The 21,132-nt window shown below is 39.4% G+C and carries 19 protein-coding genes; 6 read left to right on the top strand and 13 right to left on the bottom strand.

The genetic code is table 11. The features are described 5' to 3' along the window. Nucleotides 1–2 precede the first annotated feature (2 nt). The 6 genes from ptsP to CLV96_RS01680 all read right to left on the bottom strand — a co-directional run bounded on the left by ptsP (nucleotide 3) and on the right by CLV96_RS01680 (nucleotide 6,665). Nucleotides 3–1,730: a phosphoenolpyruvate--protein phosphotransferase gene (gene ptsP / locus CLV96_RS01655; RefSeq protein WP_040917671.1), complete on the bottom strand. Its 1,728-nt coding sequence runs from the start codon at nucleotides 1,728–1,730 to the stop codon at nucleotides 3–5. 62 nt (nucleotides 1,731–1,792) lie between these two features. Next, complete coding sequence (gene lpxC, locus CLV96_RS01660) at nucleotides 1,793–2,701, bottom strand: UDP-3-O-acyl-N-acetylglucosamine deacetylase (protein WP_004788626.1); 909 nt, start codon at nucleotides 2,699–2,701, stop codon at nucleotides 1,793–1,795. Nucleotides 2,702–2,879: 178 nt separating this feature from the next. Continuing rightward, nucleotides 2,880–3,653, bottom strand: a complete 774-nt coding sequence (gene mce / locus CLV96_RS01665) for a mammalian cell entry protein Mce (protein ID WP_134151829.1) — start codon at nucleotides 3,651–3,653, stop codon at nucleotides 2,880–2,882. Nucleotides 3,654–3,685: 32 nt separating this feature from the next. Continuing rightward, a complete protein-coding gene (locus tag CLV96_RS01670; RefSeq protein WP_004788506.1) occupies nucleotides 3,686–4,474 on the bottom strand; it encodes an ABC transporter ATP-binding protein in 789 nt (262 codons plus the stop codon). A gap of 8 nt (nucleotides 4,475–4,482) precedes the next feature. Further along, nucleotides 4,483–5,259 (bottom strand): MlaE family ABC transporter permease, encoded by a 777-nt coding sequence (locus tag CLV96_RS01675; RefSeq protein WP_004788601.1) that lies wholly within the window; start codon nucleotides 5,257–5,259, stop codon nucleotides 4,483–4,485. Continuing rightward, the gene (locus CLV96_RS01680; protein WP_004788955.1) at nucleotides 5,256–6,665 is read right to left on the bottom strand and encodes a hypothetical protein; all 1,410 of its coding nucleotides are present in this window, start codon (nucleotides 6,663–6,665) and stop codon (nucleotides 5,256–5,258) included. Before CLV96_RS01680 ends, CLV96_RS01675 begins: the two co-directional genes overlap by 4 nt. Nucleotides 6,666–6,712: 47 nt before the next feature. Here CLV96_RS01680 and CLV96_RS01685 point away from each other — a divergent pair, with 47 nt between their 5' ends. Beyond that, on the top strand, nucleotides 6,713–7,762 hold the full coding sequence (locus CLV96_RS01685) for a D-alanine--D-alanine ligase (protein ID WP_004788741.1): 1,050 nt from the start codon (nucleotides 6,713–6,715) through the stop codon (nucleotides 7,760–7,762). Here the strand turns inward: CLV96_RS01685 and CLV96_RS01690 are convergent. From CLV96_RS01690 to CLV96_RS01710, 5 genes are read right to left on the bottom strand one after another with little or no spacing between them, the layout of a single operon-like run. After that, nucleotides 7,731–9,131: a high affinity choline transporter 1 gene (locus CLV96_RS01690; RefSeq protein ID WP_004788420.1), complete on the bottom strand. Its 1,401-nt coding sequence runs from the start codon at nucleotides 9,129–9,131 to the stop codon at nucleotides 7,731–7,733. The two genes, CLV96_RS01685 and CLV96_RS01690, sit on opposite strands and share 32 nt — an antisense overlap. A gap of 3 nt (nucleotides 9,132–9,134) precedes the next feature. Next, nucleotides 9,135–9,410, bottom strand: coding sequence for an exodeoxyribonuclease VII small subunit (locus CLV96_RS01695; RefSeq protein ID WP_004789279.1), 276 nt, complete (start codon nucleotides 9,408–9,410; stop codon nucleotides 9,135–9,137). Nucleotides 9,411–9,418: 8 nt separating this feature from the next. Continuing rightward, nucleotides 9,419–10,696, bottom strand: a complete 1,278-nt coding sequence (gene xseA, locus CLV96_RS01700) for an exodeoxyribonuclease VII large subunit (RefSeq protein WP_004788560.1) — start codon at nucleotides 10,694–10,696, stop codon at nucleotides 9,419–9,421. Further along, nucleotides 10,697–11,806, bottom strand: coding sequence for an AI-2E family transporter (locus CLV96_RS01705; RefSeq protein WP_004788646.1), 1,110 nt, complete (start codon nucleotides 11,804–11,806; stop codon nucleotides 10,697–10,699). 2 nt (nucleotides 11,807–11,808) lie between these two features. After that, nucleotides 11,809–12,240, bottom strand: coding sequence for a hypothetical protein (locus CLV96_RS01710; RefSeq protein WP_004788503.1), 432 nt, complete (start codon nucleotides 12,238–12,240; stop codon nucleotides 11,809–11,811). A 121-nt stretch (nucleotides 12,241–12,361) separates the two neighbouring features. On the opposite strand from CLV96_RS01710, the gene CLV96_RS01715 reads away from it, so the two are divergent. The 5 genes from CLV96_RS01715 to clpA are packed head-to-tail and all read left to right on the top strand — an operon-like array spanning nucleotide 12,362 to nucleotide 19,937. Beyond that, nucleotides 12,362–12,973 (top strand): DedA family protein, encoded by a 612-nt coding sequence (locus tag CLV96_RS01715; RefSeq protein ID WP_243836383.1) that lies wholly within the window; start codon nucleotides 12,362–12,364, stop codon nucleotides 12,971–12,973. Nucleotides 12,974–13,000: 27 nt separating this feature from the next. Further along, complete coding sequence (locus CLV96_RS01720; protein ID WP_134151833.1) at nucleotides 13,001–16,150, top strand: PP2C family protein-serine/threonine phosphatase; 3,150 nt, start codon at nucleotides 13,001–13,003, stop codon at nucleotides 16,148–16,150. Between the two features lie 15 nt (nucleotides 16,151–16,165). Further along, complete coding sequence (locus CLV96_RS01725; RefSeq protein ID WP_004788930.1) at nucleotides 16,166–17,332, top strand: GNAT family N-acetyltransferase; 1,167 nt, start codon at nucleotides 16,166–16,168, stop codon at nucleotides 17,330–17,332. Beyond that, nucleotides 17,332–17,673, top strand: coding sequence for an ATP-dependent Clp protease adapter ClpS (clpS, locus tag CLV96_RS01730; protein WP_004788539.1), 342 nt, complete (start codon nucleotides 17,332–17,334; stop codon nucleotides 17,671–17,673). Before CLV96_RS01725 ends, clpS begins: the two co-directional genes overlap by 1 nt. Next, on the top strand, nucleotides 17,670–19,937 hold the full coding sequence (gene clpA, locus CLV96_RS01735) for an ATP-dependent Clp protease ATP-binding subunit ClpA (RefSeq protein ID WP_004788711.1): 2,268 nt from the start codon (nucleotides 17,670–17,672) through the stop codon (nucleotides 19,935–19,937). Before clpS ends, clpA begins: the two co-directional genes overlap by 4 nt. A gap of 70 nt (nucleotides 19,938–20,007) precedes the next feature. Here clpA and CLV96_RS01740 read toward each other — a convergent pair whose 3' ends face one another. Both CLV96_RS01740 and CLV96_RS01745 read right to left on the bottom strand, forming a co-directional pair. Further along, nucleotides 20,008–20,556: a hypothetical protein gene (locus tag CLV96_RS01740; RefSeq protein ID WP_004788392.1), complete on the bottom strand. Its 549-nt coding sequence runs from the start codon at nucleotides 20,554–20,556 to the stop codon at nucleotides 20,008–20,010. After that, the gene (locus CLV96_RS01745; protein WP_004788407.1) at nucleotides 20,553–21,011 is read right to left on the bottom strand and encodes a RidA family protein; all 459 of its coding nucleotides are present in this window, start codon (nucleotides 21,009–21,011) and stop codon (nucleotides 20,553–20,555) included. Before CLV96_RS01745 ends, CLV96_RS01740 begins: the two co-directional genes overlap by 4 nt. Between the last annotated feature and the right edge of the window lie 121 nt (nucleotides 21,012–21,132).

Consider the following 21,132-nt stretch of genomic DNA (forward strand, 5'->3'; position numbering starts at 1 on the left):
ATCTAACCCTTGGTTTCTAAAACCAAGGCTTCTATTTCTTCGAATTTTTCTTCCCCTGCAAGTTGGATCACTTGTTCCGCAAGAAGTTTTGCTTTCCAAGTAGAAATCTCTTGTACTTTTTCGCCCACTTCTCTCATCAGTGGTAAAGCAGAACTCAAATCCCGAAACCCAAGGCCAATGAGGACTGCAGTAAACATTGGATCACTTCCAATTTCTCCACAGATGCTTATGGGTTTCTTTTGGGAATTGGCCACGTCTGCTATGTTTTTTAATAACAACAAAAAGACTACCTGCCAAGGATTGTATAAGTCTCCCACCAAATGATTGTTACGTTCAACTGCGAGTAAATATTGTAAAAGATCATTGGTTCCCACGCTATAAAAATCAACATGATTCCCAAGAAAAGGTAAGTTTAAAGCACAAGCAGGTGTTTCCACCATAATCCCAAGTGGAATTTTTTTTGTGATCACAAGTCCTGTTTGTTTTAGTTCTTCCAGACATTCTGCAAACAAAACTTTGGTTTGTAAAATTTCGGATCGAGTGGTTATCATCGGTAACATGATTCGCATGGTTCCGAATTCACTGGCGCGAAGAAGTGCCTTGAGTTGTTCTTTAAAAAAATGAGGGTGGCGGAGGAGGTAACGAATGCCTCTATTTCCAAGAAACGGATTTTCTTCTTCGTATCCATTTTCCATTTTATCGGCACCAATGTCCCAAACTCGAAACGTTACGGGACGACCTACCATTTTCAGTAGAATTCGTTTATAAACTGCAAATTGTTCATCCTCTGTGGGTTTGAATTCTACGTATCGAATGAATAAAATTTCCGTTCGAACAAGACCAATCCCATCTGCTCCTTGTTCAAAAGCTAAATCTACTTCGTCTTCGGAATCTATATTGGCACGAAGGGAAAACTTTTTTCCATCTCTCGTTTTGATTTCCTTTGGGCCGTCACTCACTTCACGAACAGGTTGGACTTTATGGATATCACTTTTGATTCCAGCAAGTTTGATTTCATCGAGGCCAGGAGATCTGTTGAGAATTCCTTTGGTAGCATCTAATAAAATATAATCATCGTCTTCTACGTGTGATGTGATATTTTTTAAACCAACGATTGTTGGGATTCCATAATTTCTTGCGATGATGGCCGTGTGACCTGTTTTTCCTCCGAAGTCAGTAGCGATTCCCCGAAGCCGACATTTCCCCAGTTGGATCATCTCCGAAGGAGTGATTTCTTTAGCAATTAGGATGACATCATCGGGAATTTTTGTTTGGTCACTGGCTTTATCCGGATAGAGGTTGGATTCGATTCTTTTTCCAATGTCTAGAATATGATCGGCCCGTTCCCGGAAAAATTCATCCGGAATCGATTGGAATTCATCATATAAGGAGCTAACGGCTGTTTCAAGAGCAAGACCCGCCGATTCGTTGTTTTGTGCTATCCTTTCGAAAACGCGAGCTCGAAAGAGTGGGTCGTTGAGAAAAACGATTTGGGATTCTAAAATTTCGGAAAGTTCTCGGTTCGACTTCGACTTTTGGACAAGGTCCGCTAGATCTTCCTCTGTTTTGGTTAGTCCTTTTTTTAAGAGTTCAACCTCTTCTTTGATTTCATCGGGAGAAAGATCGGTTCGGTCTTCCCGTTTCCTTTTGGTTTGTTTCCAACGGAAAACCTTTCCATATACGGTGCCTGGATAGGCGGAAATGCCTTTGAATGTGGTTTTTTCTTCCATCCGTCCCTTTGCCAAAAATACTTTCGGTAAGGCTTCGTTTGGAAAGTAAAAAAAGAGGGATTCTAACGAACCGCTTGTTTTTTAGAAAAGAGCGGAATTCGTTTGCTTTTGAACTGGGTGAGTTCGTTTCCCGTGACTTGGCTCATAATGCATTTGGCAAGAGAGATGTCTAGAGCATGTCCCGCTTTGGATGCAATGAGGTGGCCACGGAATGGTCTTCCCATCACTGCCAAATCCCCAATCAGGTCCAAAATTTTATGGCGAACACATTCGTTGTCGTAACGTAAAGTATCGTTTAGATAGCCGTCATCTGTGAGAACAACCGCATTGTCAAGAGAGCCACCCATCGCAAGGCCACGGGCTTGCAAGGCTTCCACATCTTTCAAAAATCCAAAGGTTCTGGCTGGAAGGATGTCTGTTCCTAATATGGATTCGTCAAGGGTTGTTGTGTAGGATTGTCCTCGCAGAAGTGGGTGGTTAAAATCGATGCTATAAGTGACTTTCAGTTCATCGGAGGGCAACATAACAAGGTATTTGTCTCCGTCTACAACCCAAATTGGGTTGGAAATCGTAATGGGTTCGATGGTTTCTTCCAAAACCCGAATCCCAGCCGAGCGGATTCCTTCCCAAAACGGCAGGGAAGATCCATCCATAATTGGAACTTCAACGGAATCAATTTCAAAGATACAATCGGTTATGCCAAGGGTGTGGACTGCAGCAAGAAGGTGCTCGATCGTTTGTACTCGGTTGGAACTTCCGTCTCCTATGGTAGTGGCGTTACTTGTGTCGACAACATGGTCGAGAGAGACGGGAATTCGAATTTTTTGGGTCCCTTTGTAGAGGTAAAAAATAAGTCCTGTATTTGCTTCCGCTGGATGGAGCCTTAATGTCACCATTTTCCCGGAATGGACGCCAATTCCCCTGAGAGTGATGGAGTTTTGGATCGTTTTTCTGTGTATCACCGTTACCATATTCAGTTCCTACTTACAAATTTGTAGGAAAGAGGGGAGGGACAATTCCAAAACCGCTACCTGAAGTCAAAAAAATGTCTCCTTTTTACAACAGTGTGGTGGGAATGTGACGCACCCGTTTTGTGCGCTAAACTAAAGAATTTTACTACAAAATGGATCGTATTTTACGTGTTAGTGCTTAGAAAGCGCTGAGAGCAGACCGGATGAAACTGGTCACTGGTGCTTGTTCTCTCGTGTCTTCCAAACCTTCTCTGAGTTCTTTCAAAACCACCTGGGCATCTCCAAGGGTGGTATTGACTGATTTGTGCACGTCGCTTTCATTGATGAGTTTTCCGAGAGTTCCTTGGCCCTCGTTGATCTTTCCTGTGATCCCTGCTATGTTTTGTACTGTTTTTCGAATGTCTGATCGGTTTTCTGCAATAAGTTCCGAAAGAGAAACGAGGGGATCTTGGGTGACCTTTCCTTGGATGGGTATCATTTTCCCCGACCGAGGAGAGATTTCCACTTTGGTGAGGGCAGGCTCTGCCATCATGTATTCTTTGGTTTTGGGATCGACCGGAAACTTAGAACCTGGGTCAAGAGAGACCACCCGACCCGAAAGTAAACTTTCGTTTTTGATCGTGATTTCATAATTAGAAAAAAGTTGCACCTTACCTTTTAAGAGAAGGGTGAGTTCCACCTTCGTTCCAATCCCGGTTTCTCCTTCGGGCAATAGGTTTCCATATTCATCAATTTGTACCAATCGGATTTTGGATACATAACCAAAAGGAACCCCGTGAATAGTGACTTTGTTTCCTATTTTAATTCCCTCCGCATCAGGAAAGTAAACTGGGAGTTGGTAACCTGATTTTTGAAAGGGCCCACCTTCAGTGACAATGGTAAAATAACCCACAGCCACAAGTGAAAAGATAAAAAGAAGACCGACGATGAGAGCACGACCTATGGTAGGCATTCCCTAAATTTCTCCTAAAGTGATGGTCAAAGTCAATTGGATTTTCCTTTTTTTAATTCGGAATGATCAAGAATCATCGGACCAACGGTATTACCATGAATGAACTGTTGGATAACAGGATTTGTTGATTTTTGGATTTCCTCTGAAGTTCCACAAAACTGTACCTTACCTTCATAAAGAAAACTGATGCGGTCGGCAATTCGGTAGGCTGAGTTCATATCGTGAGTGACCACTATGGACGTTAGACCTAACTCCTTTTGCAAACGAATGACTAAATCATTGATGACATTGGACATCACCGGGTCAAGACCAGATGTAGGTTCATCGTATAACACGATTTTAGGTTGGGAAGTGAGAGCTCGTGCAAGGCCCACACGTTTTTTCATCCCCCCTGAAATATTACTTGGTAAGGTATCTTTGGCAGGTACTAAATCGAGCCATTTTAACTTTTCCATAACAATACGATCCAGTTCTTCTCCTGATGCAATTTTATGTTCCCTGAGGGGAAGGGCTACATTTTCATAGACAGTGAGCCAATTAATGAGTGCTCCTGATTGGAATAACACTCCCAGTTTGGATCTAAGTTCCTCTTTTTTCTTTTCGCTCGCTTTGACGATGGACTCACCAAAAATCTGACAATCTCCTTCGTCTGGATCAAGAAGTCCAGTGATATGTTTGAGACTGACTGATTTTCCTGTTCCAGAAGGTCCAAGGATTACCATTGTTTCGCCTTGTTTGACGGTTAAGTTCATTCCTTGTAAGATCTTTCGTTTACCGAAAGCTTTATGGACGTTTTTCATTTCAATGGCAAAGGGTTCCATAATTTCCTTCATTTATAAAATAAAGCGGTGAGCACATAACCAGAAAAAATGACCATAAGAAAGGAGGTGACCACTGCCTTTCTTGTGGTTTGCCCTACACCGATGGCTCCACCTTCGGTTCTAAGTCCTTGGCTACAGGATATGGTGGAGATCGAAAGACCAAATACATAACCTTTCAGAAGGCCCACGTATAAATCCTTTAAACCAGGAACAGAGGATATTCGGTAATAAACATCTTGAAAATAACTGATCATATCAATTCCCAGTTGGAAATGTCCTACAATTCCGCCACCTAAGATTCCTAATGCGGCGGAATATACACATAGGACAGGAACCATAATTGAAAAGCCAACAATTCTTGGTAGAACAAGATATCTAATCGGACTGATTGACATCACTTCCAAAGCATCGATTTCCTCCGAAACTTTCATCGTTCCGATCTCAGCAGCCATTGCCGAACCAACAGAAGCGGCCAAGATGAGAGAAGTCATAAAAGGAGACATCTCACGAGTGAGTGTGATGGTAAGTAAAAGTCCGATCTGGCCTTCTGCTCCAAAGTCGCGGAGTCCAAGGCCGGTGTTGAGTCCAAGGATCATTCCAGTGAAAACAGAAACAATGGAGACAACAAACAAAGAACCAACACCTGCGATAAACATTTGTTCTAAGATCTCTTTTCTCTTGAAATATAGGTGGTGAGATTGTCCTGCAGCGCGAAATAGAAGAAGGACAGTGTAACCAACGGCGTAGAGAAAAGGTTCCAAGGTTTTGGAATAAATACGTTTCATAGTTCCCACCAGAGGAGTTTGAATTTATTTTTTGTATCTCGGGTATCAATTCCAAAAAATCCGTAAAGGAAATCATACCGAAATCCAGTTGGAGATTTGGAATACTCTACGAGTAAGGGAATGTGGATATGTGTTTCTTCCTCTGTCCAACGATGCGAGTAAAGTCTTGTAATTAAATGCAAACGTTTTTCTCCATTGGAAGATCTTTTGTATTCTACAATAGAAAAGATCGGTTCCCAAACATCTTCCATCACTTCAAAGCGAACTGGGATAATGGCAAGGGTATTCCATCCAAAATTTCCATCGGCATCTTTATGATAACGAAATAGTGGCCACAGTTTTAAGTAATAATCTTCTCTACCTGTTTGGACATATTCACTTTTCATATGGGAATAAAAAGGTAATAAAAAATGAGAGGTGGCTTTTAAGTGTGAGGTATTTTGCGACAAACGAATGTAAAATGGAGTTACAAACTCTGCTTCTTTATTAGCAAAGTAAGAATATCCGTAAAATGGGAAAAATACAAGTTTTTCCGTATCTTTTTTTTCGGAAGTTGTATATTGGAAAAAAATAAAAAGAGCAGTGTAGTTGGTTTGTCCTGTTTTTTTGTCATACCCATAAGAGAATAAAGAATTCAAAATGGGAAACCAAAGGTAGGCTCTACTTTTCATATTCCCATCTCTAGAATCCTTACTATTATAGAGAGGGAAAAAAATAGAATACGAAGTTGGTTCCTTTTTATCCAATCTTTCTTCCCCCCATTGGAAAAAAGGCCAAAGAAAGGACTGTCGTTTGTACTTCCCTTCATTTTCTTTTTTTGAATAAATTGGGAAAATACGAAAGTCACTTCTTGTTTCCGAACCTCCCCACATTACCAACGGCCAAAGGATGGACTTTGCATCGTAGGTTTTGTATTTCCATTCAGAATATACTGGAAATAGAACATAACTTAGTTCCTGGTAAGAGAGTTTGTTTCTGATTTTTCCATAGATGGGAAAAACACTGAAATAGTTTTCCCTTTGTGACTCACCTTTCCCCCAAATGAAAAGGGGAGTGAAGAGGATATCCTCATCTTCGTCACCTTCTTCATGTTTGAATCCTGTCCCACTAAAGAAAAACAAGGAGGACCAGGTATACCAGTAGTTGGTTTCTTCTTTGTAATAAAATGGGGAGAGATAACTTTTAAAGCGAAAGGCATAAGTTTTATCTTGGAAACCCAAGTAAAATGGACGGAATGCTAAATAACTTTGTCGGCCCCGTTTTTCTGATTCATATAAAAACCAAAATTGGTGGTAATCAGACTTGATATCCTCCGTGAAGGAATTGGGTAGTTTGGCAAAAACTGAGGAACTGAGAAAGAAGAGACAAAAAACAATTCCGAATTGAATTTTAAAGCGGGAATCCACGTAATTTCAATATCTTCAAGTTTCTATAAAAGGAATCAAGTGATTTCATGATCCAAACCAAAATCGCACTGCTTTTCGGGGGTATCTCCGGGGAACATATTATCTCCATTCGTTCTTCTTATTTCATTTTCAATACAATTGATCGGGAAAAATACCAAGTTTGTCCGGTTTATATTGACCAATCAGGAAAATTTTGGATACCGGATGGGAAGGATCCAGTGTATCCAGATCCTTCAGGCATATCAGAAATAGAATTTCTGAATGAATTTTCTTCAGTAAACGGGATTACCAATCCATCTTCTGGTGCGGGTTTACTAGGACATGGATTTCAGGCCGCCTTTTTGGGGTTACATGGTGGTGCTGGCGAAGATGGTAGAATCCAAGGATTTTTGGATGTATTAGAAATTCCGCATACTGGATCAGGGGTTTTGGCTTCTGCTCTTGCTATGGATAAATACAGGGCCAATCTTTTATTCCAAACGATCGGAATACCCGTGGCACCTTTTGTGGATTTAGAAAAAGGAAAATCGGATGCTAGGAAAATTGTTTTAAACTTACCTTTTGAATTCCCAGTCTTCATCAAACCAACGCTTGGTGGTTCGAGTGTCAATACGGGAATGGCAAAAACTCCCGAGGAAGCGATGCTTCTCATTGATAAAATTTTTGTTTCGGAAGATAGAGTCCTCATCCAAAAACTAATTTCGGGAACGGAAGTCTCTATTGGAGTTCTTGAAAAAAAGGAAGGAGAAAAAAGAATTCCATTTGCTCTCGTTCCAACTGAGATTCGTCCCAAATCTGAATTTTTTGATTTTGAAGCCAAATATACCAAAGGTGGAAGTGAAGAAATTACCCCAGCACCAGTAGGGGATACGATCACAAAAAAACTACAAGAGTATACTTTGAAATGCCATGAGGTGCTTGGTTGCAAAGGTTACTCACGAACTGATTTTATCATTAGCGATGGAGTGCCTTATGTTTTGGAAACCAATACACTTCCTGGAATGACGGGGACAAGTCTCATCCCCCAACAAGCAAAGGCACTCGGGATTGAGATGAAAGAAGTTTTTACTTGGCTTCTGCGACTTGCTCTTTCTTAGGAAAAATATACATTCCAATTAGGATGGCGATAAGGCTTGCAATCGTTCCATAAAAATGGCTAGTCATATCGTCACCATAAACTTCCAAAATAAGCCAGGTAACAATCCCCACGAGTAAAGAAAAAAGCGCAGATCTTTCATCTGCCTTTTGGCTCATCAGTCCAAATACCATTGGAATAAACAGAGTCACAAGAGAGATTCCTCCTGAGTCTTCCACAAGAGCATAAATGGAAGGTTTTCCCACGGCAAGTAAAAAGGAAATGCCTGCAATGATGAGAACGGAAGTTCTAGAAAGCAGGAGTAACTTTTTATCATTCATATCTTTGAATGCGTATTTTAGAATATTCTCAGATAATATAGAAGAAGGTGCAAGAATGGCTCCTGATGCAGTGGAAAGGATGGCAGAAATGAGTGCAGAAAAAAATAACACCTGAATCCATGGACTGGAAAACTTGGAAATCATAGTTGGAATGAGAAGTTGTCCTGTTTCCGAATTTAAATCAAAATTTGGGATTAAACTTTTGGCATGAAGACCTAAAAAAAGGGGGATGAGTGCGAAGAGTAAATAAAAAAAGGAAGATAAGTAAGATGCTCGAATGGCCACTTTTTCGGATTTAGCAGACATCACCCTTTGAAAAATATCCTGTTGCGGTAATGATCCAAACCCAACTACCATCCAAGCAGATAAATACAAAGTCCAAGCATGGTAATTGGATTCTGGAAAAAAACGAAAGAACCCATCTGGTTTTTCTTGGATGCTTGACCAAATGGATTTTACACCATTTAACTCATATAAGACAAAAACTAGACCTATGATGATCGAGATCGATTGGAAAAAATCGGTCAAAGAAACAGACCACATACCGCCTAAATATGTATAAAAAACAACAAGACAGGCTCCAATCACAATGGCAGTGAATTGGTTGATCCCAAATAAAATTTGTACCATAATGCCGAGGGCCACAAATTGCGCTGCGACCCAACCGAAATAGGAAAAAATCAGGCAGATCCCAGCGATAAACTCCATTTTTTTTCCATATCGGTTTCGATAGAAGTCACCGAAGGTAAGGATTTGCATTCGATAGAGATACTTTGCAAAAACGAGTCCAAGCAGAAAAAGACAAAGAGCTCCACCAAACGGATCTTGGATGACTGCTAAAAATCCTCCTTTTGCAAATTCTACGGATGAACCAAGAATGGTTTCACTTCCAAACCAAGTGGCAAATAAAGCAGCAGTGGAAATGGGAAGGGGTAAACTTCTGCCGGCTAAAATAAAGTCTTTGGAATTTTTTACTTTTTTTGCCGCATAAACTCCAATCGCAATCGTAATAAAAAGGTAACCAATGATAAATGCAGCTTGGAAATTCATTCTTTAAAATAGATCTTCTTCCACTGGTTTCGAAGGACTTTCATCTTTCTTTTTTTTCACTGATGCTTTTACAATTTCACCACTGGGAGCCTTCGATAAAAATTCAATTTTTGCCTCTGCATCTACCAATCTTTCCGAACAAACCTTTTTTAGTTCCATTCCTCTTTCGTAGGCTTTGATGGATTCTTCTAAAGAAAGAGTCCCTCGTTCTAATTTTTCTGCAATGTCTTCTAATTCACGAAGTGCTTCTTCAAAACTAATTGTCTTTTTCTCTACCATGGGGATTCCTATATTTTTTCTTTTACTTCTACGAGAAGTTTTCCATCAGAAAGAAAAACTTCCAAATTTTCATTTTCTTTGATTTTATGAATGGAGGAAATAACTTGTTTGTCTTGGTTTCGAACCACAGAATATCCCCTTTGTAAAGTTCCAAGAGGAGAAAAATGAATTAATCGTTGTTCTGCGAGCGTAAATTTATTTTGAATTCGTTCTAAATAAGATTTCCAGTTCTGCGATAAGGTATCAAACTTTTGGAATTCACTTTGTTTGCGTACCAAATAGTTTTTTCCTAGGAGAGAGATCTTTGTCATCAGTTCGTCGAGAGCTGTGGATCTTACCTCTAAGAGAGTTTTAGGATTTTGAAATACAGGCCTTCCAACAATTCCGGCCCATTTTTCCTTTCCCAGACGTACGACACCGTTCAGTGCTGCTTTAAGTCTCTCTTCCATTTCATCCAAACGGATAAGGGTATCCGATACATTGGGGATGGCAAGTTTTGCGGCAGCGGTTGGAGTAGGCGTTGTGGCATCGGCTGCTAGGTCTGTGAGTACTCGGTCTATTTCATGACCCACTGCGGAGATAATCGGTATTCGAGAATTGTAATATGCCATAACCACTGCTTCTTGGTTAAATGCCATTAGATCTTCAAATGACCCACCGCCCCGACCCGCAATGATCACATCCACTTCCCATTTCGGATCATTGATTTCTCTGATGGCTTCTATGATTGAACTCTCAGCACCATCCCCTTGGACAAGGCATGGTGAAACTAAAATTTGAATGGAAGGATTGAGGTCTGTGGCAATCCGAATGATGTCTTCAACGGCTGCACCCTTAGGAGAAGTGACAATGCCGAGACGTTTCGGAAATTTTGGAAGAGGGCGTTTGTGGTTCAAATCAAAAATTCCCTTTTCATGTAGGCTCTTTTTCAGTTTCTCAATTTTTAAAAGGATGTCTCCTTCACCAATTTCTTCAATCTTTTGAACGGTTATGCTATAATAACCACCAGGTTCATACACAGAGACAGAGCCATAAACTAAAATCTCCATTCCATTGCGAAGGGGAGTCCCTTTATAGTTTTTGGCTTGGAAGGAAAAGAAGGCACACTTGATAACACTTGCCGTATCTTTCAGAGAGAAATACATATGCCCCGAACTATTAGTTTGGGAATGGTTTGAGATTTCTCCCCGAATCCAAATATTCTTGAATTCAGGTGAATCTTGAAGTTTGGCTTTGATCAGCCGATTGACTTCACTGACACTGAGGGATGAATCAACTGTTTCCATTTAAGTAGTCTGAAAACGAGTTTCTCTAAAGATTTTCCAAAAGTCCCATAAGATGATGACAAGGGTTAAAGCCATAGGTCCAATGATGATCCCTGCAACACCAAACTCTTGTAATCCGCCAATAAGAGAGAGAAAAATTAAAAATGGATGAGTTTTTAGTTTTTTGTCTAAAATTTTTGGTTTTACTAAGTTTTCTAGAATCAAATAACTTGCCCCACCTGCTATCATAAAAAGAATACTACCGGTCCAATTTTCTTGGACTAGACCTATATAAAGTCCAATCGGTAACCATACAACAGATGTTCCCACCACAGGGATTAATGAAAAAATTGTAGCAATGCTAGAAAGTAAAAACTTATTCGAAACCGAAGTAAAAAGTAACAAAACATAGATAAGGGCCCCTTGTAATAAGGAAATAAAAAGGTTTCCCATCATTACCGTACGAATGGCTTCCTCAATTCTCCTTCCTAATCTCTCTTCTATTTCTGTTGGGAATGGTAACAAAACAAAAAGCCCGTGTTCCATCCGGCTTCCCTCTTTATATAAAAAGAAAAGTAAAATAAACGTAAAAAATGCATTGAAGATGATGGCACCAGGAACTTCAAATGAACCAAGTAAAAAACCTGATGAGTTTTTTAATAAACTATAAATGGAATCTAAATTAAGAATATCCATATGTTGGCCGACGTATTCTCGGTACATCAGCGGAAGTTTGATCCAAAAGAATTCATTTTCAGTAAAAAAATCTGTCAACATTGGACTGTTGAGTAATAATGCCACAATAGATTCTTCGGTGAGTTGGTTTCTAATATAGCTAACTAAGTTTAATGATTCTCTTATCAAAGTAGATAGAATGAGATAGGACGGGATAAATACTCCCGCAAGCATCAGAATGACCATGATATAGGGTGATAATCCATGAAACTTGACACCTAAAAGATTCTTTAGTTTTTTATGAGTTTTCCTTGTGGTGAGGTAAAATAGTAAAGCAAGGAAACTCGCCCAAAGGAAGGGCTTGAAAACAAAGAATAAAGTAAGACAGGTTCCTAAAAAAATCGCACCGAGTAGTAGGTATACGATCGTTTCGTTTTTATTTTTAATCCAATTCATTTTTAATAACTAGAATGTTTTCTAAAATAGAATCGAATGTAATTTGTATTTGTTCCAGTTGTGGAGACAATGATGGAAAGTGATTTTTTAATGAAACCTTCTAGTAAGTAAGAAATCTCACCATTTTTTTCACTTTTTTCGATCAATTTCCAATCGCCTTGTGCGGCTCTTGTCTCGATTCTTTTTTGAATCATCTCTAAACTTTCTTCTGATTCCATCAGTAACGTTGCTTCTTTTGTATGGATGTGACTTGTTTTGTATTCGCTTGATTGGAGTAATTGTGCCTTATCAGGAAAAAAGGACTGAGGAAAAGCTGGTGGAGCATTTGTCGGGTATTTCGTCACAATAATTTGATCAAATCGATAGATCTCGGTTTGAGGAACCGGGCGACATTCCCAGAGAACAAGAAGTAAAATAGGCAAAAATCGAAGCATTAGGGAAAGCAAATGTGAAACTAGTGATTCCTTCCATTCATTTTTTTAAATCTTTGTTGCCATCTGGTTTGGAAACATATCCTTTTCTTTTGTGCTGGATTTCTTAGAATTTAACGCGTTTTTGAATCAGATCCTTGCATTGCCCCCTGCTGTACTTTGGGCCTTTTTTTGTTTTTCTAACTTTCTCGAAAATATTTTCCCTCCTTGGCCTGGAGATACGGTCACAGTCTTTTCTGGGTTTTTATCATCGAGTCCAGGTGCTTCTCTTTCCTTATCTTCGATCATCTGGGCAACCTACCTGGGAAACCTTCTTGGGGCTCTGGCCATGTATTTTTTTGGGGAAAGGATCTTAGAATTTCTAAAACGATCCAAGTTTCCTTTTTTGTCCGCAGTTTACCAAGAAGAGAATTTGCATAAGACTCTGGTTTGGTTCCGAAGGCACGAAGTGATTGTGGTCCTTTTATCTCGGTTTTCGGCAGGGATTCGGTTTTTTGTCTCCATTGTTGCGGGTATGTCCAAAATGAACGTCATTAAATTTGTCCTTTTATACTCCTTGGCGATCTCGATTTGGTGTGGGCTTCTACTTTCAGGAGGTTCCATGTTAGGATCCAATTGGAACCAAATCGTTGTTATGTTATCATACTACAATCAAACCATCGGAATTCTTGTGATTTGTTTATTTTTATACTTTCTATACCAAATTAGGAAGAAAAGAAATACAAAGTTGACATGATATGATTTTCTGTTAGGGTTTTCACCCATGAACTCTTGGGGAAATATAGCGTTTGATTTTTATACATTCGGCTCTCTTGTCGGTGTTATTTTTACATTTTACAATGCACAATTTTTTTTGACGGTAAAAGAAAAATCAGAGGCCACCTACCGATTGGGAATGGGAACTCTGTGGCTTGGTTTATTCCATTTTGGTTATATGATTAACTTTTCCTTTATGGGACCAGCCTCCGCATATATGCGTTGGTTTGTCATCATCGGGGCCATGGCAGGAGCTTCCTATTTAACGAGCTTCTTTTTAAGTTACCCAGAAGTATATTTTCCCCGATTAAAAAAATACCTTTTTTGGTTCATGAACTTAATTGTTGTTACTGTCACAGGATATTTTGTTTATATTAGTTTAACAGCCGGTAGGTTGTTTTTCTTTAGTGGTCATTATTGGGATTTTCCTGTTCCGGTTTTTTACAAAACCTATGCACTCATAGTTTTGATTTTTTTTGTGACCTTTTCCCTAGTTGGAATCTTGCAGATATTCAAAATGCCAAAAGAGTCGAGGTTTGCAACAGCTAGCATTCTCATTGCCTTTATCCTTGTGACGATCATTCCAGGAATTATGAATGCACAATCGAGAGATGGTGCTATCGGTAGAGGTATCTATCAAACGATTACAGACCTTGTTCTTGTTGTTGGGCTTTTTGTGGCGAATGTTGTTTATATCAATAATACAAAAGACAAAACTACGATCATTTCTCGGATCATTGGAATATCTCTCGCTTCCTTTTTGCTTGTTCTCCAGCTCGTTGCCTATTCTGTCATCCAGCAGTCTGAATCAAATTATGATATGTTACATACGGCGAGAGCAAAAAATTATATTGCAGGACTCGAAACAGACCAAGTTCCAAGTTTCCATTTTACCTATGATATTAACGAGAAAGAGTTTGTCCGTAAAAACGGAATTGAAGAAACATCTGTGGATCCAGAAGGTTACCAATCCGAATATTGGAATTCCTGGGCTTTGGAAACCATCCTTTCCTACAAACAAAGTTCCGATTGGAAAGAAAAAACAAATCGTCTGTTTTTGAAGTTACCAGAGTCTAGCAAAGGTTATGCGGCTGAGATCAAGCGACTTTTGACAGTGGATCAAGTGGCTAGCCCGGAACTTCTAATCCAAGAACTGGAATCTGAAAAACGTAAAATCCTCTATACGAGAAATAAATTAAGAGAAATCCCCGTGAAAAATTTTTCCGAAGGGGCAGAGTCATTGGTTAGAAAAAAAGATGGACCCCTTTCTGGTTTTTATGGAGCTGCGCGTGCAGTTCTTGCGACGGACATTCCTGAAGACAAAAAGTCCGAAGTCCTCGATCAAATGTTTTCCCCTATGCCAAACCATGGAGATAGAAATTACAGAGGTCGCGTTAAATTTTCCGAAAACAATCCTCAATATTCGTTTTACGTAAGTTATTTGGTAGTAGATAAAGAAAAAGGCCTAATCCATGAAGTGGGTTATCCTTATTTGGATTACCGGGAATTCCAAGAAGAAGTCACACTTCCTTGGATCATCGGTGTTTTGTCTCTGGCTTTCCTTGTGATTTTTGGATATCGTTTATTCTTCTTAATTGCTCTTCTTCGTCCGATTGAACAAATTATCGAAGGTTTAACCGAAGTAAATTCAGGAAATTTAGAATATCGCCTTACCGTACACGTGGAAGATGATATTGGATTTATGGCGAGGTCCTTCAATCGAATGGTTCGTTCCATCCAAGCTGCCAGAAAAAAACTGCAACAGTATGCGGACCAATTAGAATTAAAAGTTCAAGAGAGAACCAAGGAATTGGAAAATTCTTTAAAAGAAGTGCAATCTCTTAAACACCAACAAGACGGGGATTATTTTTTAACATCTCTTCTTTTGCAACCCTTCCATGCCAATCATGCCAATCACGACAATGTACAAGTGGACTTTCTCTTGGAACAAAAGAAAAAATTTACCTTTCGTCAGTATGAAAAAGAAATTGGTGGGGATTTGAATATTGCCAATCAGATTTTTTTAAACAATCGTTCTTATACAGTGTTTTTAAATGCAGACGCAATGGGTAAATCCATGCAAGGTGCTGGAGGAGCGCTTGTCCTTGGTTCTGTTTTTGAATCGATCATCACTCGCACTCAGCTTTTAAGTGAAGCTCGAAATACATATCCTGAACGTTGGATCAAAAACACCTTTTTAGAACTTCATAAAATCTTTGAAGGTTTTGATGGTTCGATGCTTGTTTCATTAGTGCTTGGGCTCATTGATAATGAAACAGGTCTTTTGTATTTTATTAATGCAGAGCACCCTTGGATGGTTTTGTATCGAGACGGAATTGCAAGTTTTATCGAAAACGAACTTATGTTTCGTAAACTTGGAACTTCAGGAGTACAAGGAAATTTATATATCAAAACATTTCAACTGGAAGCAGGAGATGTTCTACTGGCTGGATCGGATGGAAGAGATGATTTGCTCATTTCACATACCGAAGACGGAAAACGAGTCATCAATGAAGACGAAAGACTTTTTCTTAGAGTTGTGGAATCGGGAAAAGGAGATTTGGATCGGATTTATGAAGAACTGCGTAAGTACGGAAGCCTTACGGACGACTTATCACTTTTAAGAGTTTCTTTTATCGAAGAAAAAGAACGTTTCAAAATCGAGAAAGAAAGGCTAAAGGAAATTCAATCGCTTTTACACAAAGCAAAAGAGGCGAGTGAATCTTCAGATCTGCAAGAGGCAGTCTCGTATTTAGAAAAAGCAAATTCTTTGGAGGAAAACATTCCCGAGATCAAAAAGAAATTCATCCAACTTTATTTAAAACTCAAAGACTATGGAAATGCCAAAAAAATGGCCAAAGACTATAGTCTGCTAAAACCAATGGATACGGAGATAATGTACATCACGGCTTTTTGTGCCCGTAAGGTAGCCGATATCAAAACAGCAATTGATTTTGGAGAAAGGGTTCGCCTTCGTGATCCCAATCATGTCAAAAATTTGATCAACCTGGGGCAGACTTACTTGGCAGATAAGAACTTTTCTCGTGCAGAAAATATTTTAAGTTCTGCTTTGGAATTGGATCCTGAAAATCCAAGTTTACAAAGGCTTCTTGACCATATTCGGAAAAAACAAAACAAACAAGATGCGGTCAATTAGAGTCTAAGATCTACATTGAGTGAATCGTTTGAGATAAAAATTTCCCAAAGTTTTCGGGACTTTACGCGAGAAGAGTGGAATCTTCTTGTACCACCAGATTCCGTTTTTCAAGAATATGAATTTCTATCTGGGTTAGAAAATGCCGGTTGTATTGGGAATGGAGATTGGAACCCGATAATTGTTTTCGCAAGAAGAAATGAGGTTTTGTTGGGAGTTCTTCCTGCCTACCTTCGGAATGATTCCTATGGCGAATATATTTTTGATTTCCAGTGGGCCAATGCTTTTCACCGAGCAGGAATTCCCTATTATCCAAAATTGACGGTAGCCGTTCCTTTCACACCAGTGACAGGGAATCGAATTTTATTTTCCGCAGTTCTAAACGACACTGAAAGAAATTCTTTAGGTTCTCTTCTTTTGCAAAGGCTTTTGGAATTTGGAAAGGAAAAAGAAACATCTTCTGTTCATATTTTGTTTTGTAAAGAAAATGAACAAATGTTAGGAATTCAAAATTCCTTTGCGCCAAGACTTTCTCACCAATACCACTGGTTTAATAAAGGTTTTGCGAATTTTGATGATTTTTTATCCACTCTTGTAAAAGACCGTAGAAAAACCATCCGCCAAGAACGAAGGAAAATTTCTGAATCGGGTCTTATCATCCAAACCCTTACCGGTGACCAGATTACCGAGGACCATGCTCATATATTTTTTACGTTTTATCAAGACACACATTCTAAAAAATGGGGTCAGGCATATTTAAACCGAAAGTTCTTTTTGGAAATGCATCGAAACTTTCGGCATCGTTTAGTTCTTGTTTTGGCAACGGATCCGTCTGGGAAACCAGTGGGTGGAAGTTGGAATGTTTTTCGAGACGGGTTTTTATTCGGAAGGTATTGGGGAGCTTTGGAGCATATTCCCAATTTACATTTTGAGTGTTGTTATTACCGATTGATTGATTTTGCAATTGAACATAAAATGGAACGAGTGGAGGCCGGTGCTCAAGGGGAACATAAATTTCTCAGAGGTTATGAAGCGGTCCCTATGTATAGTTTACATCATATTTACAATGAACAGGGCAGAGCGGCCATCGAATCCTATTTGGAACGAGAGATTGTGATGGAGCGGGAAAATATTTCCGCTTATAATTCTCAATCTCCCATTAAATCGCTTCGGGAGGGAACCTAATGTCAGATCCAAAACGTAAATCTTATACCGATATGAACGTTGAACTTCTCGAAAGAGAGAAACAGAAAAAAAAATTAAAAAAACCTGACCGGTATAAGGTGATTCTCATCAACGATGACTACACACCCCAGGAATTTGTAGTCTATGTACTAGCCAATGTATTTCGGAAATCGATGGAAGAATCTCGTCAAATTATGTGGAAAGCTCATACTTCGGGCTCTGCCGTTTGTGGGGTGTATTCTTTGGACATAGCAAGAACAAAGGTTGCGGAAGTGCATAAACTTGCGGACGATGCGGGACATCCATTACAATGCCAATTGGCAAAAGAGGAGGACGAATGAACCTTTCCTTAGACTTAGAAAAAACCTTAGAGCTTGCGGGTAAAGAAGCAAGTAAATACCATCACGAATTTATTACATTGGAGCACTTGTTATATGGTCTGACTTTCAATGAAAAAACAAAAGAAGTTTTGATCCATGTCGGATGTGATTTGGACCTTCTTCGTAAGGATCTCACCGAATACTTTGAGGAAGATCTTTCCACTATCGCCGTTCCCGATTTAAAAATCCAACCAAGATACACTGTCGGTGTGCAGTTTGTGATTCAGTTTGCCGCTTTTCATGTCCAAAATTCTGGTAAAGAGGAAGTGGATGGAAACAATGTACTCGTGGCACTTTTCAGAGAAGAAGACAGCCAAGCCTTCTACCTTTTGGCCAAACAAGAAGTCAACCGCCTTGATGTGATTAAATATATCTCGCATGGAATCAAAAAAGAATCCGAACCAGAAGAACTAAATTTTACGGAAGAAATCGAACCAGAAGAAGGAGAGACTGGTTCCCGTAAATCCGCATTGGAAAAGTTTTGTGTCAATCTAACAGAAAGAGCAAGGTTAGGAAAATTAGACCCTTGTATTGGTCGGGAAATTGAAATCGAAAGGACCATTCATATTTTATCTCGTAGAAGAAAAAATAACCCAATTTTTGTGGGAGAGGCTGGAGTGGGAAAAACGTCCATTGTGGAAGGTATCGCCGAACGAGTTGTCAAGGGTCTTGTTCCAAAAAGTTTACGAGGTTTGGAAATTTATTCTTTGGATATGGGACTTGTGATGGCAGGAACCAAATTCCGTGGAGAATTTGAGGAACGTTTGAAAGCCATCTTACAAGAAGTAGTCGGGAAACCAGAACGAATTATCTTTGTAGATGAAATCCATACGATTGTCGGTGCCGGAGCTGTTTCAGGCGGAAGTTTAGACGCTTCCAATTTGATGAAACCGGCCCTTGCCAACGGTGAACTCAAATGCATTGGAACTACCACATACAAAGAATATAAATCAATTTTTGAAAAGGACCATGCCCTTTCCAGAAGGTTTCAAAAAATTGAAGTTACGGAACCTTCCAGAGAAGATGCGATCGAAATTCTAAAAGGCCTCAAACCAAAGTACGAATCCTTTCACGGAGTCACCTACAGTGCCAAAGCCATCGAGGCTTGTGTTGACTTATCCAGTTTACATCTTAGGGATCGTTTTTTACCAGACAAAGCCATTGATTTGATGGATGAATCTGGCGCCTTTGTGAAGTTACGCGATGAGAAAAAAGAAAAGGTCAAAAAACAGGTGGGGATTTTAGAAATTGAATCTCTAGTTGCAAAAATTGCAAAAATCCCCGAAAAAACAGTAAAAGCTGACGATAAAAAGAAATTAGAACATCTGGATTCGGAAATAAAGTCCATAGTGTTTGGTCAAGACCATGCCATCGAACAGGTGGTAGATGCCATCCATTATTCAAGGTCAGGCCTCAGTGATGAAGGAAAACCAATCGGTAGTTTTCTTTTTGTTGGCCCGACGGGTGTGGGTAAAACCGAAGTGGCAAAAACTTTGGCCGAAAAAATGGGAGTGGAGTTTCTTCGTTTTGATATGAGCGAATACATGGAAAAACATTCAGTATCGCGTCTGATTGGAAGTCCGCCGGGATATGTAGGTTATGACCAAGGTGGTCAACTCACAGATGCTATAACCAAAAATCCCCACTGTGTTTTGTTATTCGATGAAATTGAAAAGGCACATGAAGATATTTATAATATTTTATTACAGGTGATGGACCATGCTACACTGACCGATAGCACTGGCAAAAAGGCAGATTTTCGGAATGTGATCCTCATCTTAACCACAAATACTGGTGCCCAGGAAAGTGCGAAACCTCTACTTGGATTTGAAACCGATCAGTATGATGATCGTTCACTGAAGGCAATAGAAAGGACATTTACACCCGAGTTTCGGAACCGACTCACTGCCGTTGTGGAATTTGGGGCGCTCTCCATTCCGGTAGTAGAGCTCGTGGTAAAACGTATGTTCCGTACTTTGCAAGCAAAGGCAAATGAAAAAGGAATTCATTTAGAATTGTCAGGGAAAGCGGTACGCCATTTGGCTGAAACCGGTTATGACAAAGCAATGGGTGCAAGACCCATCCAAAGATTACTCAATACAGAAATAGGAAAACCTCTTTCTAAAAAAATCCTTTTCCAAAAAGATAAGGGAACTCGTTACCTTGTGGATGTGATAGAAAAACAAGGAAAGGCCGTTTTGGAAATTCTGGAAGCGAATGAGTAAGCTCAAAATGAGAAGAAGTTTCTTGAATTACCATTGGGTATAAGCCTATTTCTTTCGTTCTTTAAGCTATTTAAAACCTTACTAGAACTTCATCTTCTCTTTTAAAGGTAAGGTATCCGAATACAAAGGCACCGAATACCGATCCTAAAAATAAGTAAAAGGGCAGTCCCAGACCAACTTCCTCTGGTTTGACAAAGTCGTAAAAATAACGTTTAGGGTCTAAGTATCCCCAAATCACAAATACAATCGATATCATTTGGCTCGCAAAAAACCATATCCTTGTCCAAGATGATTTCCAAAATCCCAAAAAGAAAAAATTGAGAAGAGCGAGAAGAATAAACACTGAATTTAACTTAGGTCCAAGGGAAATCGATTCTTCTAATTCAAAAAATCGAATATGGTAGGAAAACCATGGAAGGACAGAAAAGAGAAGTTGTAGGAATAAAAAGATAAAAAATATCTTATCAAAGAATATCTTATGATTCCAATACCTGTAGAGTGTTAAAAATATTTTCTTTGTTAAATGCCACCAAGCTAAAATTAAGTCAGGGACAAACAACAAAGCTTCTTTTAAAAACAGAATCAAATCAAAACATTTGGAAAAAAGGGAATTTGTCATTCTACTTCTGCGACCATTTCCAATTCCACACTAGCATCTAGAGGAAGAGAACTCACACCAATGGCAAAACGCGCATGTTTCCCTTTGTCTCCAAAAATGGCACCAAGAAGTTCTGAAGCACCATTTGCAACTAAGTGTTGTTCGGTGAATTCCGGTGTTCCTGCAACAAAAACTCCAAGTTTGACGATGGATTTGATTTTGTCTAAAGATTCAATGTGAAGTAAAGTTGTCGCAAGGGCATTGAGAACACATTGTTTGGCTTCTTCTTTGGCTTCCTCAAGACTAACCTCACGTCCAACCTTTCCTGTTTTTCGTAGTTTCCCTGCCACAAGCGGAAGTTGTCCGGAGGTAAAAATCAGGTTTCCTGACCTTTTGGAAGGAATATAGGCAGCTAGTGCAGCGGGAACTGGGGGGATTTCTAAACCCAGCTGTTTCAAGGTATCTTGGATAGACATTGGATTCCAGGCTAACAAGGCCCTCCGTAAGAGACAAAATTTTTTTTTCAAAAACGATTAAAATAGAAAACATTCTTGACATTTGGCAGTCAAAGATATAGATTGCTAATCGAAATAGCAG

Origin of the sequence: Leptospira meyeri, from assembly GCF_004368965.1 — a bacterium.
In the GTDB taxonomy this organism is placed as follows: Bacteria; Spirochaetota; Leptospiria; order Leptospirales; family Leptospiraceae; genus Leptospira_A; species Leptospira_A meyeri.

Excerpts from the sequence above, each read along its gene's own strand:
- xseA (WP_004788560.1), bottom strand. The coding sequence starts at position 10,696 with ATGGAAACAGTTGATTCATCCCTCAGTGTCAGTGAAGTCAATCGGCTG.
- CLV96_RS01745 (WP_004788407.1), bottom strand. The coding sequence starts at position 21,011 with ATGTCTATCCAAGATACCTTGAAACAGCTGGGTTTAGAAATCCCCCCA.
- ptsP (WP_040917671.1), bottom strand. The coding sequence starts at position 1,730 with ATGGAAGAAAAAACCACATTCAAAGGCATTTCCGCCTATCCAGGCACC.
- lpxC (WP_004788626.1), bottom strand. The coding sequence starts at position 2,701 with ATGGTAACGGTGATACACAGAAAAACGATCCAAAACTCCATCACTCTC.
- CLV96_RS01690 (WP_004788420.1), bottom strand. The coding sequence starts at position 9,131 with ATGAATTTCCAAGCTGCATTTATCATTGGTTACCTTTTTATTACGATT.
- CLV96_RS01705 (WP_004788646.1), bottom strand. The coding sequence starts at position 11,806 with ATGAATTGGATTAAAAATAAAAACGAAACGATCGTATACCTACTACTC.
- mce (WP_134151829.1), bottom strand. The coding sequence starts at position 3,653 with ATGCCTACCATAGGTCGTGCTCTCATCGTCGGTCTTCTTTTTATCTTT.
- CLV96_RS01675 (WP_004788601.1), bottom strand. The coding sequence starts at position 5,259 with ATGAAACGTATTTATTCCAAAACCTTGGAACCTTTTCTCTACGCCGTT.
- CLV96_RS01740 (WP_004788392.1), bottom strand. The coding sequence starts at position 20,556 with ATGACAAATTCCCTTTTTTCCAAATGTTTTGATTTGATTCTGTTTTTA.
- clpA (WP_004788711.1), top strand. The coding sequence starts at position 17,670 with ATGAACCTTTCCTTAGACTTAGAAAAAACCTTAGAGCTTGCGGGTAAA.
- CLV96_RS01670 (WP_004788506.1), bottom strand. The coding sequence starts at position 4,474 with ATGGAACCCTTTGCCATTGAAATGAAAAACGTCCATAAAGCTTTCGGT.
- CLV96_RS01685 (WP_004788741.1), top strand. The coding sequence starts at position 6,713 with ATGATCCAAACCAAAATCGCACTGCTTTTCGGGGGTATCTCCGGGGAA.
- CLV96_RS01710 (WP_004788503.1), bottom strand. The coding sequence starts at position 12,240 with ATGCTTCGATTTTTGCCTATTTTACTTCTTGTTCTCTGGGAATGTCGC.
- CLV96_RS01720 (WP_134151833.1), top strand. The coding sequence starts at position 13,001 with ATGAACTCTTGGGGAAATATAGCGTTTGATTTTTATACATTCGGCTCT.
- CLV96_RS01695 (WP_004789279.1), bottom strand. The coding sequence starts at position 9,410 with ATGGTAGAGAAAAAGACAATTAGTTTTGAAGAAGCACTTCGTGAATTA.
- clpS (WP_004788539.1), top strand. The coding sequence starts at position 17,332 with ATGTCAGATCCAAAACGTAAATCTTATACCGATATGAACGTTGAACTT.